At 70.6% G+C, this 16,364-nt stretch carries 14 protein-coding genes; 4 read left to right on the top strand and 10 right to left on the bottom strand.

Features of this window, described 5'->3' with window-relative positions; translation table 11 throughout:
- Window positions 1–70: 70 nt before the first annotated feature.
- The 5 genes from AB5J56_RS26145 to AB5J56_RS26125 form a co-directional block, all read right to left on the bottom strand.
- Complete coding sequence (locus AB5J56_RS26145) at window positions 71–2,194, bottom strand: fructose-specific PTS transporter subunit EIIC (protein ID WP_369235549.1); 2,124 nt, start codon at window positions 2,192–2,194, stop codon at window positions 71–73.
- Between the two features lie 195 nt (window positions 2,195–2,389).
- Window positions 2,390–2,524 carry a hypothetical protein gene (locus tag AB5J56_RS26140; RefSeq protein WP_369235547.1) on the bottom strand — a complete coding sequence of 45 codons (135 nt, stop codon included), beginning with the start codon at window positions 2,522–2,524 and terminating at the stop codon, window positions 2,390–2,392.
- Window positions 2,525–2,687: 163 nt separating this feature from the next.
- A complete protein-coding gene (pfkB, locus tag AB5J56_RS26135) occupies window positions 2,688–3,635 on the bottom strand; it encodes a 1-phosphofructokinase (RefSeq protein ID WP_369235545.1) in 948 nt (315 codons plus the stop codon).
- The gene (locus AB5J56_RS26130) at window positions 3,632–4,393 is read right to left on the bottom strand and encodes a DeoR/GlpR family DNA-binding transcription regulator (protein WP_369235543.1); all 762 of its coding nucleotides are present in this window, start codon (window positions 4,391–4,393) and stop codon (window positions 3,632–3,634) included. The genes pfkB and AB5J56_RS26130 overlap by 4 nt, the downstream gene beginning before the upstream one ends.
- A gap of 222 nt (window positions 4,394–4,615) precedes the next feature.
- Window positions 4,616–6,163 (bottom strand): MFS transporter, encoded by a 1,548-nt coding sequence (locus tag AB5J56_RS26125; protein WP_369235541.1) that lies wholly within the window; start codon window positions 6,161–6,163, stop codon window positions 4,616–4,618.
- Window positions 6,164–6,395: 232 nt separating this feature from the next.
- Between AB5J56_RS26125 and AB5J56_RS26120 the strand changes: the two genes are divergently transcribed.
- Entirely contained in the window at window positions 6,396–7,367 is a 972-nt protein-coding gene (locus tag AB5J56_RS26120) for a helix-turn-helix transcriptional regulator (protein ID WP_369235539.1), read from the top strand.
- Between the two features lie 152 nt (window positions 7,368–7,519).
- Here AB5J56_RS26120 and AB5J56_RS26115 read toward each other — a convergent pair whose 3' ends face one another.
- Window positions 7,520–8,158, bottom strand: coding sequence for a TetR family transcriptional regulator (locus AB5J56_RS26115; RefSeq protein ID WP_369242787.1), 639 nt, complete (start codon window positions 8,156–8,158; stop codon window positions 7,520–7,522).
- A 675-nt stretch (window positions 8,159–8,833) separates the two neighbouring features.
- Window positions 8,834–9,835, bottom strand: a complete 1,002-nt coding sequence (locus AB5J56_RS26110) for an RNA polymerase sigma factor RpoD/SigA (RefSeq protein WP_369235537.1) — start codon at window positions 9,833–9,835, stop codon at window positions 8,834–8,836.
- Window positions 9,836–10,006: 171 nt separating this feature from the next.
- Between AB5J56_RS26110 and AB5J56_RS26105 the strand changes: the two genes are divergently transcribed.
- A complete protein-coding gene (locus AB5J56_RS26105) occupies window positions 10,007–10,525 on the top strand; it encodes an N-acetyltransferase family protein (RefSeq protein WP_369235535.1) in 519 nt (172 codons plus the stop codon).
- A gap of 79 nt (window positions 10,526–10,604) precedes the next feature.
- On the opposite strand, the gene AB5J56_RS26100 is transcribed toward AB5J56_RS26105, so the two are convergent.
- Window positions 10,605–11,390, bottom strand: coding sequence for a dioxygenase (locus tag AB5J56_RS26100; protein WP_369235533.1), 786 nt, complete (start codon window positions 11,388–11,390; stop codon window positions 10,605–10,607).
- 169 nt (window positions 11,391–11,559) lie between these two features.
- On the opposite strand from AB5J56_RS26100, the gene AB5J56_RS26095 reads away from it, so the two are divergent.
- The gene (locus tag AB5J56_RS26095) at window positions 11,560–12,075 is read left to right on the top strand and encodes a MarR family winged helix-turn-helix transcriptional regulator (protein WP_369235531.1); all 516 of its coding nucleotides are present in this window, start codon (window positions 11,560–11,562) and stop codon (window positions 12,073–12,075) included.
- Window positions 12,076–12,286: 211 nt separating this feature from the next.
- On the opposite strand, the gene AB5J56_RS26090 is transcribed toward AB5J56_RS26095, so the two are convergent.
- Window positions 12,287–13,834: an MFS transporter gene (locus AB5J56_RS26090; protein WP_369235529.1), complete on the bottom strand. Its 1,548-nt coding sequence runs from the start codon at window positions 13,832–13,834 to the stop codon at window positions 12,287–12,289.
- Window positions 13,835–14,027: 193 nt separating this feature from the next.
- Window positions 14,028–14,678, bottom strand: a complete 651-nt coding sequence (locus AB5J56_RS26085; RefSeq protein WP_369235527.1) for a TetR/AcrR family transcriptional regulator — start codon at window positions 14,676–14,678, stop codon at window positions 14,028–14,030.
- 281 nt (window positions 14,679–14,959) lie between these two features.
- On the opposite strand from AB5J56_RS26085, the gene AB5J56_RS26080 reads away from it, so the two are divergent.
- A complete protein-coding gene (locus tag AB5J56_RS26080; RefSeq protein WP_369235525.1) occupies window positions 14,960–16,255 on the top strand; it encodes a M6 family metalloprotease domain-containing protein in 1,296 nt (431 codons plus the stop codon).
- Window positions 16,256–16,364: the final 109 nt, after the last annotated feature.

The following is a 16,364-nucleotide window of genomic DNA, read 5'->3' as shown; positions in this document are numbered from 1 at the left end:
AGCAGCTGTAAAGGGGGATTCAGGTCACGACCCCTATTTTCAGGCCACTTGAGGCACCTTCGCCTTCCTTTCAGGCCGCGACCGGCTGCTTCGAGTCAGCCTGGGCGGATATCGGCGCGTCGGCCAACTCCGCGGCGGCGCCTCCGGGTACCTGCTTCCGCATGCCCTTCAGGACGACCACCAGGGCGGAGGTGACGCCGACGCCCGCGGCGATGGCGATGAGGTAGAGGAAGGGGTTGCCGATCAGCGGGACCACGAAGATTCCGCCGTGCGGGGCGCGCAGCGTGGCGCCGAAGGCCATCGACAGGGCGCCGGTGACCGCGCCGCCCACCATCGACGAGGGGATGACGCGCAGCGGGTCGGCCGCCGCGAACGGGATCGCGCCCTCCGAGATGAAGGAGGCACCGAGGACCCAGGCCGCCTTGCCGTTCTCGCGCTCGGTCTCGGTGAAGAGCTTGCCGCGCACGGTCGTTGCCAGGGCCATGGCCAGCGGCGGAACCATACCGGCCGCCATCACGGCCGCCATGATCTTCATCGCGGAGTCGCTGGGGCTGGCGACCGCGATACCCGCGGTGGCGAAGGTGTACGCGACCTTGTTGACCGGGCCACCGAGGTCGAAGCACATCATCAGGCCGAGCAGCGCGCCGAGCAGAACGGCGTTGGTGCCGGTGAGGCCGTTCAGCCAGTCGGTCATGCCCTTCTGCGCGGACGCGATGGGCTTGCCGATCACCACGAACATCAGGAACCCGACGATCGCCGCGGAGATCAGCGGGATCACCACCACCGGCATGATCCCGCGCAGGGACGCGGGGATCTTGACCTTCTGGATCGCGATCACCACACCACCGGCGATCAGACCGGCGGCCAGACCGCCGAGGAAGCCCGCGTTGATGGTGAGGGAGATCGCGCCGCCGACGAAGCCGGGGACGAGTCCTGGCCGGTCCGCCATGCCATATGCGATGTAGCCGGCGAGGACCGGGACCAGGAAGCCGAAGGAGACGACGCCGATCTGGAAGAACAGCGCGCCCCAGCTGTCCGCCTGGGCCCACAGGAAGTGGTCCATGACCGACGGCGCCTTGTTGATCTTGTAGCCGCCGATCGCGAAGCCGAGGGCGATGAGGAGACCGCCCGCGGCAACGAAGGGGACCATGTAACTGACGCCGGACATGAGCCACTTGCGGAGCTTGGTGCCATAACCCTCGCCGGAGTCGCCGGCGCGCTCCACCGGTGTACCGGGCGAAGCGGCGCCCGCGGTGACCTCGCCGCGCTCCGCCTTGCCGCGGACCTCCGAGATGAGTTCGGCGGGGCGGTTGATGCCGGCCTTCACGCCGACGTCGACGGTCGGCTTTCCGGCGAAGCGGTCCTTGTCCCGTACGGGCACGTCGTGCGCGAAGATCACACCGTCCGCGGCGACGATGACAGCCGGGTCGAGCCGGGTGAAGCCGGCCGAGCCCTGCGTCTCGACGACGATCTCGACGTCGGCGGCGTCGCGTCCCGCGTTCTCCAGCGACTCGGCCGCCATGTAGGTGTGCGCGATGCCGGTGGGGCAGGAGGTGACGGCGACGATACGGAAGGGGCGTGCGCCGTCGGTGTCCGTGGCGCCCGGCGCCGGGGCGGGTCCGTCCTCGACGGTCGCACCCGGCACCGGGGCCGTGCTGTCCGCGGCGGCGTCGGAGGAGGCCGTCCCGGCCGACACCGCCGCGGAGTCCTCGGATTCCCGGGCGTCTCCCGACGCGGCCGCGGCCGCCGGGGACGAGTCCCCGCGGATGAGCGCGGCCGCGGCCGCCGCGTCGTCCACGGCCCGCAGTGCGGTCGTGAACTCGGCGTTCATCAACTGGCGGGCCAGGGACGACAGGATCGTGAGATGCGCGTCGTCGGCGCCCGCCGGTGCAGCGATCAGGAAGATGAGGTCGGCGGGCCCGTCCGGCGCGCCGAAGTCGATCCCGGCGGCGCTGCGCCCGAAGGCGAGCGTCGGCTCGGTGACGTGTTCGCTGCGGCAGTGCGGGATGCCGATGCCGCCGTCGAGACCGGTCGGCATCTGGGCCTCGCGGGCGGCCACGTCGGCGAGGAAGCCGTCGAGGTCGGTCACCCGGCCCAGGGTCACCATGCGCTCGGCGAGGGCGCGTGCCGCCGCCTCTTTGGTATCGGCGGACAGGTCGAGGTCGACCAGGTCCGCGGTGATCATCTCGCTCATCGCGGGCTCCTTCGCACGCGTGCCGCCCGAGGGGAGTGGTGGGCGGGGGTGGGGACGGGGGTGCTGCGCTCGGAGAGGGACTCCGAGGGAACGGGGATGCCAGGGGTGGCAGGAGGGGCGGAGGCGGGGCCGGGGAAACCCCGCCTCCGGACGGCTGCGGCAGGAAACGGGGAGTCCCGCCGCGTCAGGGCCGGTTCAGGGGGTGTACGGGCCGCGCGTACCGCTGTGCCGGGCGCACACACGGGCGTGCGGGACGCGGGCGCAGCCGTACGGGACGAGCGCATCGCCGTACGGGACGCGCACGTTGGCCTGGAGGTGCGGGGCACGCACGCTGCCGGAACCAGCCGGCCTGAGCAGCGGGTACGCGATCCGGCGCCCGCGACGGCCCACGCGCCCGTCGCGCGTGCCCGTGATCCGTTGGCCGCGACGCCAGGCGCGCAGCCGCACGCCCAGGCGCCCTGGGCGCCGCCTTCGTAGGCGCGTGGTCCGGTGTTCATGACACCGGCTCCGTCAGTGCGCGGTCCATGGGGACCTCCGAGGTGACGGTCACGGCGGTGGGGGTGAGGTCGGCCGGGGTCGGCATGACGCTGCCGGGGAGTTGGACGGCCGCGGCGCCGTGGGCGACGGCGGAGGCTAGGGCCTCGGGGCCGCTGCCGCCGGCGATCAGGAAGCCGGCGAGCGAGGAGTCGCCGGCGCCGACGTTGCTGCGCACGGCGCCGACCCGGGCGCTGCCGAACCAGGCGCCCGACGCGTCGACGAGCAGCTGCCCGTCCGCGCCGAGGCTCGCGAGCACGGCGCGCGCGCCCAGCTCACGCAACTCCTCGGCCGCCTTCATCGCGTCGCCCACCGTGGCAAGGGGGCGCCCGACGGCTTCCGCGAGCTCCTCGGCATTCGGCTTCACCACGTCGGGCCGCTCGCGCAGCGCCTCCAGCAGCGCCGGCCCCGACGTGTCCAGCGCGATCCGCGCGCCCTCGGCGTGCGCCCGCGCGACCAACGCGGCGTACCACGACGGCGCGAGCCCCCGCGGCAGGCTCCCGCAGCATGCGATCCAGTCGGCGTCGCGCGACTGCTGCCGTACGGTCTCCAGGAGAAGTTCCTCCTCGGCCGCCGACAGTTCCGGTCCGGGCGCGTTGATCTTCGTCAGTACGCCGTCCGCCTCGGCGAGCGCGATGTTCGAGCGAGTGGCCCCGGCGACCGGGACCGGCGCGACCTCGATGCCCTGCGCGTCGAGCAGGTCGGCGACAAGTGCGCCCGGCGCACCACCCAGGGGCAGGACAGCCACCGTGCGCTGTCCGGCGGCGGCGACCGCCCGCGAGACGTTCACGCCCTTGCCGCCCGGGTCCATCCGCTCGCCGGTGGCCCGGATGACCTCACCGCGGTCGAGCGCGGGCACCTCGTATGTGCGGTCGAGGGAGGGGTTGGGGGTGACGGTGACGATCATGCGCGTACTACTTCCGTGCCGGCGCGCTCGATGGCGGCGGCGTCCTCGGGGCTCAAGCCGCTGTCGGTGATCAGCAGGTCCACATCGCTCAGGTCGCCGAAGCGGGCGAAGTGCTCCTGGCCGTGCTTGGAGGAGTCGGCGAGGAGCACCACGCGGCGCGCGGCGTGGACGGCCGCGCGCTTCACGGCGGCCTCGGCGAGGTCGGGGGTGGTCAGTCCGTGTTCGGCGGAGAAGCCGTTGGCGGCGATGAAGAGGACGTCGGCGCGGATCTCGCCGTATGCGCGGAGCGCCCACGCGTCCACGGCGGCGCGCGTGCGGTGTCGTACGCGCCCCCCGACCAGGTGGAGTTGGATGCCGGGATGGTCCGCGAGGCGGGCGGCGTTCGGCAGGCTGTGTGTGACGACCGTGAGCGTCGACTCCAGCGGGATCATGCCGGCGAGGCGGGAGACCGTCGTCCCGGCGTCGAGGATCATCGTGCCCTCGCCCGGCAGCTCCGAGAGAGCGGACTTGGCGATCCGGTCCTTCTCGTCGGCCGCGGTGGACTCGCGCTCGGCGACGTCGGGCTCGAAGTCCAGGCGTCCGGCCGGGATCGCACCACCGTGCACACGGCGCAGGAGTCCCGCGCGGTCGAGGGCCTTCAGGTCGCGGCGGATGGTCTCCGCCGTCACCTGGAACTCCTCGGCCAGCGACACGACATCCACCCGGCCGCCGTCACGGGCGAGCCGGAGGATCTCCTGCTGCCGCTCCGGTGCGTACATACCCGTTCGCCTCCGATTAATGCCCGAACCTGTGGTTTAACTCGGAGGCTACGCCCGGATTTCCGGAAAGTAAACAGGTTCGGGCCTCAAGTGGGCATGAACGGACTTTCGCCCCCTGAGGCGGCATCCGAAAGGCCTGCGACGGCAACCGAAAAGGGCCCCGCACCTGAGGTGCGGGGCCCTGATTCAGAACGGCTTTGGACTGAGCCGGACGGTTCAGAATCAGGAGACGAGCTCCGGCTCCTTCTCCCCCTCCTCCTCCGCCGACGTCACAGCTTCGGCCTCGCCGCCCTCCACGTGCTGCGCCGGCCGCTTCGGCAGCGCGAACATCAGCAGGAAGATGGCGGCCATCACCGCAGCGACCCAGACCAGCGCGTACTGGAAGGCGTTCACGAAGGCGGGGCCCACCTGGTCCCGAGTGAGCCGGTCGCCGATCTGGCCGAAGAAGACCACGGAGACCAGCCCGAGCCCGAGGGCATTGCCCATCTGCTGCACGGTGTTGATGAGCCCGGAAGCCGAACCGGCGTGCTCGCGCGGGACCTCCGACAGCACCGCGTCCGTCAGCGGGGCCACGATGAAGCCCATGCCCGCGCCCATGACCACCAGCGGGAGCGCCATCTGCCAGGAGGCGATGTCCATGCCGTACCGGTCGGACTCCCAGATGTAGAGCAGCACGCCGACCGCCATGATCAGGGCGCCCGCCTGGAGCACCTTGCGTCCGAAGCGCGGGACCAGCAGCTGCACCGACATGCCCGCCGCAGCCGACACGGCGATCGAGAACGGCACCCCGGTCAGACCGGCCCGCAGCAGGCTCCAGCCCAGCCCGATCTGCATGTACATCGTCCAGACCAGGAAGAAGATGCCGAGCGCGATTCCGAAGACGGTCTGTACGGCGATGCCCGCCGCGAAGCTCTTCACCTTGAACAGCGACAGCTCGACCAGCGGCGAACCGTCCCGCGCCGCCTTCCGCCGCTCGTACGCCACCAGCGCCGCGAACACACCGAGCGCACCGGCCATCGACACGTACCCCCACAGCGGCCAGCCCAGCTCGCGGCCGCGGGTGAGCGGGTAGAGCAGCATCAGCAGGCCGAGGGTGACCAGCGCGACGCCGACGAGGTCGAGCTTGAGCGCCTTCGGCGCCTTGGACTCGGTGATGAACTTCCGGCCCAGGATCAGCGCGGCCACGCCCACCGGCAGGTTGATGAGGAAGATCGGCCGCCATTCGAGGCCGAAGAGGTTCCACTGGGTGAGCAGGGCGCCGAGCAGCGGGCCGGACACGGCGCCGAGCCCGACGACCGCGCCGAACATCCCGAAGACCTTGCCGCGTTCGTGCGCCGGGAACGTGGCGTGCACGATCGACAGCACCTGCGGCACCATCATCGCGGCCATGCCGCCCTGCAGGATGCGCGAGGCGACGAGCATCTCCGGGTTCGCGGCGAAGCCGCAGAGCGCGGAGGCGATCGTGAATCCGCCGACGCCGATGAGGAAGAGCCGCTTGCGGCCGTGGATGTCACCGAGCCGTCCACCGGTGATCAGCCCGGCGGCGAAGGCCAGCGCGTAGCCCGCGGTTATCCACTGGATCTGGCTGAACGACGCGCCCGCGTCGCGCTGGATGGACGGAATCGCGATGTTGACGATCGTGACGTCGACCAGGTCCATGAAGGCCGCGGTCATCACGATGGCGAGTGCGAGCCAGCGGCGCCGGTCGGCCGTGTCTGCTGCGGCGGCCTCGGCGGCCGGGCTGCTCAGAGGGGTGTCGGTGGAGGTCATGCATCGAAGATAGAACCCTATTAGGTCAGATCATGTCCTAGTTCTACGGGACCCTGGAACTCGTGACCACAAGAACCGATCCGGACCGTCTGACGCCGAGCACCGACCCGAACCGCCCGACCCCGAGCACCGACCCGAACCGTCCGACCCGAAGCACCAACCCGAACCGTCCGACCCGAAGCACCAACCCGAACCGTCCGACCCGAAGCTTCGATCCGACCGAGGAGACACCATGACGACCGACACCCCGGCGCGGCTGCTCCAGCTTCTCTCCCTCCTCCAGACCCCCCGCGAGTGGCCCGGTGGCGAGCTCTCCGAGCGGCTCGGGGTGTCCCGTCGTACGGTCCGCCGCGACGTCGACCGGCTGCGTGAGCTGGGCTATCCGGTGCAGGCCAGCAAGGGTGCCGACGGCGGGTACCGGCTGGTGGCCGGGAAGGCGATGCCGCCGCTCGTGCTGGACGACGAGGAGGCGGTGGCGATCGCGGTGGGGCTGCGAGCCGGCGCCGGGCACGCCGTCGAGGGCGTGGACGAGGCCTCCGTACGGGCCCTCGCCAAGCTGGAGCAGGTGCTGCCGAGCCGACTGCGGCACCGCGTGTCCACCCTCCAGGCCGCCACCACCCCGCTGACCAGCGGCGACGGCGCGAGCATCGCCCCCGAGACGCTGACCGTGATGGCCTCGACGGTGGCCGGGCAGGAGCGGCTGCGGTTCGCGTACCGCTCCGGGGACGGGACGCCGTCGCGGCGCCTGACCGAGCCGTACCGGCTGGTGTCGACCGGCCGCCGCTGGTACCTCGTCGCCTACGACCTCGATCGCGAGGACTGGCGTACGTTCCGCGTCGACCGGGTCGCCGAGCCCTTCGCGACGGGGGCCCGCTTCACCCCGCGTGAGCTGCCCACGGGCAACGCGGCGGAGTTTCTGCGGCAGTCGATGTTCGGGCGGCAGGAGACGTACGAGTTCGACGTCACCTTCGCCGCGCCCGCCGACTTCATCGCCGCGCGCCTGCCCAAGTGGGTCGGCGCGCCGGAGCCGATCGACGACCACAGCTGCCGGCTGCGCGCCTCCTCCGGCGACTCCCTGGAGTGGCTGGCGGTGCGGATCGCGATGGTCGACTGCGAGTTCACGGTCCATGAGCCGCCGGAACTGGTCGGCTATCTACGGGAGTTGGGCGCCCGGCTGACCCGGGCGGCGGGCGGCCGCCCATGAACGCACCCCGCGTCGCCCACCGCGCATCGCCCACCACGCACAGCGCATCGCCCACCACGCACCCGCCGTAGCTCAGCGCCACGCCACACGGCACCACCCGCCGTGGCTCAGCGTTACGCCGTACGACACCCCCTACGCCGCCGTACGGCACCTCATGCGGCACTCCACGGAAAGTCCCGCAGCGCCCCGAGGTGACGCAGCGCCAGCTCGGCCGGGCTGTCCGGGCCGTCCGACGCGGCGTCCCCGGCGGCCCAGGCCTCCACCGCCACGCGAACCGCCGCGCTCGCCACGGCGGCACTGAAGCGGAGCTCGGGCGACACAGCCACGGCGGCGACCTCGGCCTGCCCGGCGGAATCGGCGACCACTCGCTCAGCCTGCCCGGCGGAGTCGACCTGCGCCCGCGCCCCCAACACCCCCGCCAGCGTCCGCTCCCCCAACTGGCACGCCTCGCCCCACACGCGCAGCAGGGCCGGACTGCCCTCCGCCAGTCGGAGCAGGGAGCGGACCCACTCCAGGGATTCCCTCCGCACGCCGATGCCGGGTGTCAGGGTCTGTACGACGGCGTGCCGCAGCGCTTCGGGGACGGGCAGGTCGGCCGGGGCGTCGCGTACGGCCTCCGCCCATTTCTGTGCGCCCGCGGCGAAGAGGGGGCCGAGGGCCTCCTCCTTGCTCGCGAAGTAGCGGTAGAACGTGCGCGGGGCGATGCCGGCGGCGCGGGCGATGTCCTCCGCGCGGGTGGCCCGCAGACCGTTTCGCATGAAGAGCGCGGCAGCGGAGCGGGCGATCTCCATGCGGGTGGCTGCTTTGCGTCGTTCGATCAGCGAGGGGCCCGACCACGGCGCCCCTCCGCCAGGGTTGGTACCGGTCACGGACGGCAGGTTATGCCGCTGTGGCAGAATCTGCCATCCGGGTCACCCCGGGGTTCAGGTTCGGGGTGGCCCGTCGACCTGCCCGAAAACCGCCGTACCGCGTACGCCGGCGCAGCCCCGCGACGTACGCCGGAGCCGCCTCACCGCGTACGGACCCGCGGCATCCACGGACCCCCGGCATCCACGTCCCCGCGACAATCCCATCCCACCATCCCGGCGCCCCGCCGTCCCGGCACCCCAGAAACGAACCGTCCCGGCACCCCCGAAACAAAATGGAGCCGAGCCCCGGCGCCAGGGGGGGGTGAGGCGCCGGAGCTCGGCTCGGAGGAGTTCCGACGCGAGGGGGGAGTGCGTCGGAACTCGGTTCTGGGGGACCTGGGCGTGGCGCCCGGGCCCTGAGGGTCGGTCCGTGGAGCTTGGGCCCTGAAGTCTTGTGCCCAGCGCTCAGCGGGTTGAAGCGGCTTTACATGGCCATGTCCGGTCGATTTTCGCTACCAACACGTCCGTTTACGTCATCTCGTGTCATCACGCGTCATCGAAGGTCACCCCTGCCCGCCTTTCGGCTCCCCATGCCTCTCTCCATGACCCACGCACGCTCTACGCCGCGGCGTCGAACCCCGTGCTGCGTGCGAGCTTCTTCAGCTCCAGCAGGGCGTGCTTCTCGATCTGGCGGATGCGCTCGCGCGTGAGGCCGTGCTCCTTGCCGACCTCGGTGAGCGTGCGCTCCCGGCCGTCCTCGATGCCGTACCTCATCTTGATGATCGAGGCCGTGCGCTGGTCGAGGCGGCCGATCAGGTCGTCCAGCTCCTCGCTGCGCAGCAGGGTCAGGACCGACTGCTCCGGCGAGACCGCGGACGTGTCCTCCAGGAGGTCGCCGAACTGGGTGTCACCGTCGTCGTCCACCGCCATGTTCAGCGAGACCGGGTCGCGGGCCCAGTCCAGGACGTCGCCCACGCGCGCCTCGGTCGTGTCCAGCTCGGCGGCGATCTCCGCGTGCTCGGGGTCCCGCCCGTTCTTACGGTTGAACTCGCGCTGCACCCGGCGGATCCGGCCCAGTTCCTCGACCAGGTGGACGGGGAGGCGGATCGTGCGCGACTGGTCGGCGATGGAGCGGGTGATGGCCTGGCGGATCCACCACGTGGCGTACGTCGAGAACTTGAAGCCCTTGCGGTAGTCGAACTTCTCGACCGCGCGCACCAGGCCGGCGTTGCCCTCCTGGATCAGGTCCAGCAGCGGCAGTCCGCTACGGGGGTAGCGGCGCGCCACGGCGACGACCAGCCGGAGGTTCGAGCGGATGAAGACGTCCTTGGCCCGCTCGCTCTCGGCGACGAGCTCTTCGAGTTCCTCGCGGGACGCGTCCGCCTTGGCGTCGCTCACCTCGCCGTCGAGGATCTGCTGGGCGAACACACCCGCCTCGATGATCTGGGACAGCTCGACTTCCTTGGCGGCGTCGAGCAGAGGCGTACGCGCTATCTCGTCGAGGTACATGCCGACCAGGTCGCGGTCGGCGATCTCGCCGCTCGAGGCGCGAACGCTGTTTCGCGTGTCGGTTCCGCGGGTGGCGGACGTACGACGCGCGGCGACGGCACGGGTTGCCATGCGTGCTCCCTTGCGATGGTGGGCTAGCGGGTGGTCCAGGACACTCGGTTCACCCTCGTCGGGTGCCCGGCATCTGAAGGAAACAACGACTGGAATCCGGACAGAATTCCCAACGCACCCCCCTGTTTTTCTGATCATGCAGTACCCTGTGCCGCCACATGGGGAGGCCGAATGCCGTCGGAACGTACAGAGGTGCAGGTCAGGCCAGGAGTCGAAGAGGACCTCGACGCCCTCACTGACATATACAACCACTACGTACGTGAGACGCCGATCACATTCGATACCGCTGCCTTCACGTCGGAAGAGCGCCGCCCCTGGCTGCTCTCCCACCCTGAAGACGGCCCGCATCGGCTAATGGTTGCCACCGATGTGAACTCACAGACGATTCTTGGCTACGCCACATCCAGCGCGTTTCGCCCCAAGCCCGCGTACGCCACCTCCGTAGAGGTCACCATTTACCTCGCGCCCGATGCGGGCGGTCACGGCATCGGCACACTCCTTTACAAGTCCCTCTTCGAGGCGCTCGCCAAAGAAGACCTGCATCGCGCCTACGCGGGCATCGCACAGCCGAACGAAGCGTCCGTGCGGCTGCACGAACGCTTCGGGTTCCGGCACGTGGGGACCTACCGCGAGGTGGGCCGCAAGTTCGGCCGCTACTGGGATGTCGCCTGGTACGAGAAGGAGTTGTAGGCCGGGAGAGCCGCCGCCACGACCGGGAGAGCCGCCTCTACGACCGGGAGAGCCGCCTCTACGACGGGAACGGCCCGCGTCAGCCGAACTGCACCGACCGCTTCGCCAGCCCCAACCAGAACCCGTCGATCACCGACCGGGGCCCGTCCAGTTCGCCCGTCGCGTCCGCCGCGCCCATCGCCACGAAGAGCGGGGCGAAGTGCTCGGTGCGGGGGTGGGCCAGCTGCCCGGACGGGGACTTGCGAGTGAAGTCGAGCAGCGCGTCCCAGTCGTGGGCGTCCAGAGCCCGGTGGCCCCAGTCGTCGAACTCGACGGACCAGGACGGGATGCCGCCCTGCCGCAGCGCCGCCAGGTTGTGCGTGAAGAACCCGGAACCCATGATCAGGACGCCCTCGTCGCGCAGCGGCGCCAGCCTGCGGCCGATCTCCATCAGCCGGACCGGGTCGAGGGTCGGCATGGAGATCTGCAGCACCGGGATGTCGGCGTCCGGGAACATCTCGACGAGCGGGACGTACGCCCCGTGGTCGAGCCCGCGGTCCGGGATGTCCTGCACCGGCGTACCGGGCGCGCGCAGCAACTTCCTGACGGACTCGGCGAGTTCAGGGGCGCCGGGGGCGCCGTACGTCACCTGGTAGTAGTGCTCGGGGAAGCCCCAGAAGTCGTAGACGAGGGGCACGGTGTGCACCGCGCCGAGGGCGAGCGGGGCCTCCTCCCAGTGGGCGGAGACGACGAGGATCGCCTTGGGGCGGGGCAGCTCGGCCGACCAGGCGGCGAGTTGGCCGGGCCAGATCGGGTCGTCCGCGAGCGGCGGTGCGCCGTGGCTGAGATAGAGGGCGGGCATGCGCTCCTGAGTGGCGGCGGACATGACGGCTACTCCCTCCAAGGGTTCACGTACTACTGGGCGCGTACCCGCTGCACAGCACTTACGGCCTGTACAGCGTTTACCGCACTTACTTTAATCCTCAAGCTTTCTCCGGCACAGCTTACCCTCAGGTTGTTTAACATTCAAGGAGGAGGCTCGTACAGTGGAGTACATGAACACGGCACCGGCATCCGCACGCGCAGAAGAGCCTCGCTGGCTCACCGACGAGGAGCAGCGCATCTGGCGCTCCTACATGCACGCCACCACCCTCCTCGAGGACCACCTCGACCGCCAGTTGCAGCGCGACGCGGGGATGCCGCACATCTACTACGGGCTCCTCGTCGCGCTCGCCGAGGCCCCGGGCCGGCGGCTGCGGATGACCGAGCTGGCCATGAAGGCGAAGATCACCCGCTCCCGGCTCTCGCACGCGATCGCCCGCCTGGAGAAGAACGGCTGGGTGCGCCGCGAGGACTGTCCCTCCGACAAGCGGGGCCAGTTCGCGGTGCTGACCGACGAGGGCTTCGAGGTGCTCGGCCGGACCGCGCCGGGCCATGTGTCCGCCGTACGGCAGGCGATGTTCGAGCGGCTCTCCCCCGAACAGCAGAAGGCCCTCGGCGAGATCATGGAGATCGTCGCCGAGGGACTTCAGCCGAACGAAGCGGGTGCGGACCTGCCGTGGCTGCGCTAGCCGCCGGGCAGGCACCGGACGCGGACGTCCGCCCCGGTCCCGCCGGGCAGGCACCGGACGCGGACGTGGGTCCGCCCCGGTCCCGCTGAGCTCGGAACCGGGGCGGACCCTGGGATTCGTAAGTACGAGGCGTCCCCACCCCTCGTACGTACGCGAAGTACCCGGTGGGAAGCGGCTCAGCCGATGAGGCCGGCCGGTGCGGGGTGGCCGGTCAGTGGGCTATCACCGGCACCTTGAGCTCGTCCTCGACACCGTCGCCCTCGGCCGAGCCGGAGGCCGGGGTCAGGTCCGGGCGGCCGGCGTTGACGAAGGTGAAGGCGATCGCCGAGGCGACGACCAGGATGCCGACGGCGAACCAGATGGCGCTGGTGTAGCCCTTCACCATGCCCTCGAGCTGGACCAGCTGCTGCTGCGGCTTGGAGGCCGCACCGGCGATGTGGTCCTTGATGTACGAGGTGGTGGCCGAGGCTGCGATCGTGTTCAGCAGCGCCGTACCGATCGCGCCGCCCACCTGCTGCGAGGTGTTGACCATGGCCGAGGCGACACCGGCGTCACGCGGCTGCACGCCGATGGTGGCGAGGGACATCGCCGGCATGAACGCCGTACCCATACCGAGGCCGAGCAGCAGCATGGCCGGCAGCAGCAGAGCGGCGTAGGAGGAGCCGATCTCCATCTGCGTCAGCAGCAGCATGCCGATCGCGGCGGTCAGGAAGCCGGGCCCCATCAGCAGCCGTGCCGGGACGCGGGTCATCAGGCGGGCGCCGATCTGCGTGGAGCCCGTGATCATGCCCACGATCATCGGCAGGAAGGCGAAGCCGGTCTTGACCGGCGAGTAGCCCTTCACGATCTGCAGGTAGTAGGTCAGGAAGAGGAACAGGCCGAACATCGCGATGATCGCGAGGCCGAGCGAGAGGTACACGCCGCCGCGGTTGCGGTCGGTGATGACGCGCAGCGGCAGCAGCGGCGCCTTGACCCGGGACTCGACGAACACGAAGGACGCGAGGAGCACGGCGGACGCGACGAACATGCCGATCGTCACGGAGTCGCTCCAGCCCTCGGACTCGGCGCGCGTGAAGCCGTAGACCAGGGAGACCAGACCGAGGGTCGAGAGGATGACGCCCGGGATGTCGAGCGGCGAGCGGTTGCGGCCGCCGGCCGGCTCACGGATGACGAAGTACGCGCCCGCGGCCGCGACGATCGCGAACGGGATGTTGACGAAGAACGTCCAGCGCCAGTTCAGGTACTCGGTGAGGAAGCCGCCGAGGATCAGGCCGACGGCGCCACCACCACCGGCGATCGCACCGTAGATGCCGAACGCCTTCGCGCGCTCCTTGGCGTCGGTGAACATCACCGCGAGGAGGGAGAGCGCGGCGGGCGCGAGCAGTGCGCCGAAGGCACCCTGCAAGGCACGGGAGCCCAGCAGCATGGCCTCGCTCTGAGCGGCGCCGCCGAGGGCGGACGCGGCGGCGAAGCCGACCAGGCCGGTGACAAAGGTGCGCTTGCGGCCCCAGATGTCGGCGATACGGCCGCCGAAGAGCAGCAGTCCGCCGAAGGCGAGGGCGTAGGCCGTGATGACCCACTGCCGGTTGCCGTCCGAGATCCCCAGGTCGGTCTGGGCGGAGGGCAGTGCGATGTTCACGATCGTCGCGTCGAGGACGACCATCAGCTGGGCGAGCGCGATGAACGCGAGCGCCTTCCAGCGGTTGCTGTGCGCGGCCCGCTCCTCCAAGGAGGCAGTGGCCTTTGCTGTTTCAGACATGGGGGTACCCACTCCGGGACTTCGTTTCGAAAAAATGAGGGATATGAGGGAAGGGTCGGCCTGTCGGCGCTGACGGCCGGAAACTCTGGTGCCAGTGGAGACCGGTGACGGGCGCCGAACTAATCGGCCGTGTCGGTCTGGTCCTGATCGGTCGTGGAACTGGCCAAGGGCGATGGGGCGGTTGCGGGAATGCTCAGGACACGGCTCGTCGCAGCTCCTCCACGGATGCGGCCACGCCCGGCAGCACGGAGCGGGCGGGTGCCCGCAGGCCGTCCAGGAACAGCTGCAGATGGCGGTGTACGAAGCGGTCCATGCCCTGGCACGCGGTGCCGGGCAGCGGCCGGGTGAGCTGGGTGAGAGCCGTCATCAGGTCGCCGAACTCGACGTCGGGGCGTAGTTGCCCTGCCGCACGGGCGCGCTCCATCAGCTCCTCGGTCCGCTCCGTGGCCCGGTCGCGCGCGGCGAGCAGGTCCGGGTGGTTCTTGTCGAAGCTCTCGGAGAGCATGGGGCACAACGCGCCGATGCGGTCCTCGGCGGAGGCATGCACGAAGCGGCTGAGCGCCTCGAAGGCGTCACCGTCCTCGGCCAGCGCCGTCTCGATCCGCTCCGACATGCGGTCCATGACCGAGCAGACGACCTCGCGGGTCAGCGCTTCGCGGTCCGGGAAGTTGCGGTACACCGTGGCGTTACCCACGCCGGCCCGGCGGGCGATCTCGTCGAACGGCACCTCTTGGCCGAACTCGACGAACATCTCCACGGCGGCGGCGACGATCCGCTCCCGGTTGCGCAGGGCGTCGGCCCGAGGCCGGGGCACTCGGCGCTTCACGGGGGTGGCGGTCTCCACGGCGTACTCCTCAGTTGAGCCAGTGATCCAGGTGACCTTCACGATCCGGGGAGCAGATCCCCGTTTCGCTCGGACACATGGCTAAACGGGGAAACGATCCCCGGTTATTTCCCACTCTTCGATTGATTTGCTGTGACCTGGGTCACATGCACATCGGGGTCCGTGGACGGAAACCCCTCGATCGGTCGACTCCAGCGCGCGCACCCGCATCCCTCGACACAGGGTGATCGAAAGGGTGCAGTCGGCGACCGGCGGCTGCCGTGGAGCGAAGGGCCCCGCGTATGCAGCCGACCAGCCGTCGCGTGCAGCCCGCCAGACGTCGGATACGCCCGCGCCGCGTGGTCGCGCTCGCCTCGGTGACCGTCCTGACACTGGCGGTCAGCACCTCCGCCGGTACCGGGCACCTGAGCGCGGGCTCCGCCACGGCGGGCTCCATCGCGCTGGCCCGCACCACGGCGCTCGGCCCCTGCATGATCAACGGCTCGACGGACATCCAGATGTCCGAGGGCCTGCCGACCCAGACCGGCTACTCCCGCTCCACCGGCACCGTCCGGGCCCTCAACCTCATGGTCGACTTCTCCGACGCGCCCGGTCAGGGCAGCGCGCTCGACCGGTTCCACGAGTTCTTCCCGCAGACCCAGAAGTGGTTCGCCACCAGTTCGTACGGCCGCCTCGACTACCGCCCCCAGGCCCCGATCCCCCACTGGCTGCGCATGCCCAAGCCCTTCAGGGCCTACGGCATAGAGCGCGGCGCCCCCTTCGACCCCGGCTACCGCGATCTGGTCCAGGACATCGTGGCCGCCGCCGATCCCACGGTCGACTTCCGCTCGTACGACCTCGTGAACGTCCTGATGACCCCGAACGCGGGCCCCTCCGCCCTGGACACCGTCCTGTCCGTGACCTTCGCCGGGAACACCGAGGCGCCGGTCGCCGACGGCGTCCCCGTCGCCAACGCGTCCTTCGTCTACAGCCGCCAGGACGACGGCTCCGGCTCCTACGGGGACACCGGCTACCGGGTGCTGCCGCACGAGAACGGCCACACCTTCGGCCTGCCCGACCTCTACACGGCGGACGGCGGCTCCGCCGTGGGGCACTGGGACATCATGAGCGAGGACTGGGGCGCCGACAACGACCTGCTCGGCTGGCACAAGTGGAAGCTCGGCTGGCTCGACGAGTCCCAGGTCAGCTGCGCGGCGGCGCCCGGGACCACCGAGTACACGCTCACGCCGCTGGCCCGGCCCGGCGGCGCCAAGCTCGTCTTCGTCCCGATCAGCAGGAAGAGCGGGTACGCCCTCGAACTGCGCACCCGCGAGGGCAACGACTCCGCGGTCTGCCGCCCCGGCATCCTCATCTACAAGGTCGAGGCGAACGTCGACACCGGCAACGGCCCGGTCACCGTCTACGACTCCCGGCGCGACAGCGGCGGCTGCACTCGCAGCCCCAACGTCCAGGCGGAACTCTCCGACGCGCCCTTCGAGCCGGGCGAGTCCTTCAAGGACCCCCGCACGGGCATCACCATCACGGTGGCGGGGGCGGATCCCGCCGGGGACTACCGGGTGCATGTGACGCGGCGCTGAGCCCGTCGGGTGTGCCGTCCGACCTGCTCGAAGGACCGGGTACGCACTACGGTGTCTCTTCTGAGAGATCCGCAACGGAGAGCCAGCCCATGTCACCGAACGCCGTGCC

Origin of the sequence: Streptomyces sp. R21 (genome assembly GCF_041051975.1) — a bacterium.
Lineage (GTDB): Bacteria > Actinomycetota > Actinomycetes > Streptomycetales > Streptomycetaceae > Streptomyces.
Note: the sequence above shows the minus strand (reverse complement) of the source record. Positions and strands in the feature narration are given on the sequence as shown.

Excerpts from the sequence above, each read along its gene's own strand:
- AB5J56_RS26080 (WP_369235525.1), top strand. The coding sequence starts at position 14,960 with ATGCAGCCGACCAGCCGTCGCGTGCAGCCCGCCAGACGTCGGATACGC.
- AB5J56_RS26120 (WP_369235539.1), top strand. The coding sequence starts at position 6,396 with ATGACGACCGACACCCCGGCGCGGCTGCTCCAGCTTCTCTCCCTCCTC.
- AB5J56_RS26130 (WP_369235543.1), bottom strand. The coding sequence starts at position 4,393 with ATGTACGCACCGGAGCGGCAGCAGGAGATCCTCCGGCTCGCCCGTGAC.
- AB5J56_RS26100 (WP_369235533.1), bottom strand. The coding sequence starts at position 11,390 with ATGTCCGCCGCCACTCAGGAGCGCATGCCCGCCCTCTATCTCAGCCAC.
- AB5J56_RS26105 (WP_369235535.1), top strand. The coding sequence starts at position 10,007 with ATGCCGTCGGAACGTACAGAGGTGCAGGTCAGGCCAGGAGTCGAAGAG.
- AB5J56_RS26095 (WP_369235531.1), top strand. The coding sequence starts at position 11,560 with ATGAACACGGCACCGGCATCCGCACGCGCAGAAGAGCCTCGCTGGCTC.
- pfkB (WP_369235545.1), bottom strand. The coding sequence starts at position 3,635 with ATGATCGTCACCGTCACCCCCAACCCCTCCCTCGACCGCACATACGAG.
- AB5J56_RS26110 (WP_369235537.1), bottom strand. The coding sequence starts at position 9,835 with ATGGCAACCCGTGCCGTCGCCGCGCGTCGTACGTCCGCCACCCGCGGA.
- AB5J56_RS26125 (WP_369235541.1), bottom strand. The coding sequence starts at position 6,163 with ATGACCTCCACCGACACCCCTCTGAGCAGCCCGGCCGCCGAGGCCGCC.
- AB5J56_RS26115 (WP_369242787.1), bottom strand. The coding sequence starts at position 8,158 with ATGGAGATCGCCCGCTCCGCTGCCGCGCTCTTCATGCGAAACGGTCTG.
- AB5J56_RS26090 (WP_369235529.1), bottom strand. The coding sequence starts at position 13,834 with ATGTCTGAAACAGCAAAGGCCACTGCCTCCTTGGAGGAGCGGGCCGCG.
- AB5J56_RS26145 (WP_369235549.1), bottom strand. The coding sequence starts at position 2,194 with ATGAGCGAGATGATCACCGCGGACCTGGTCGACCTCGACCTGTCCGCC.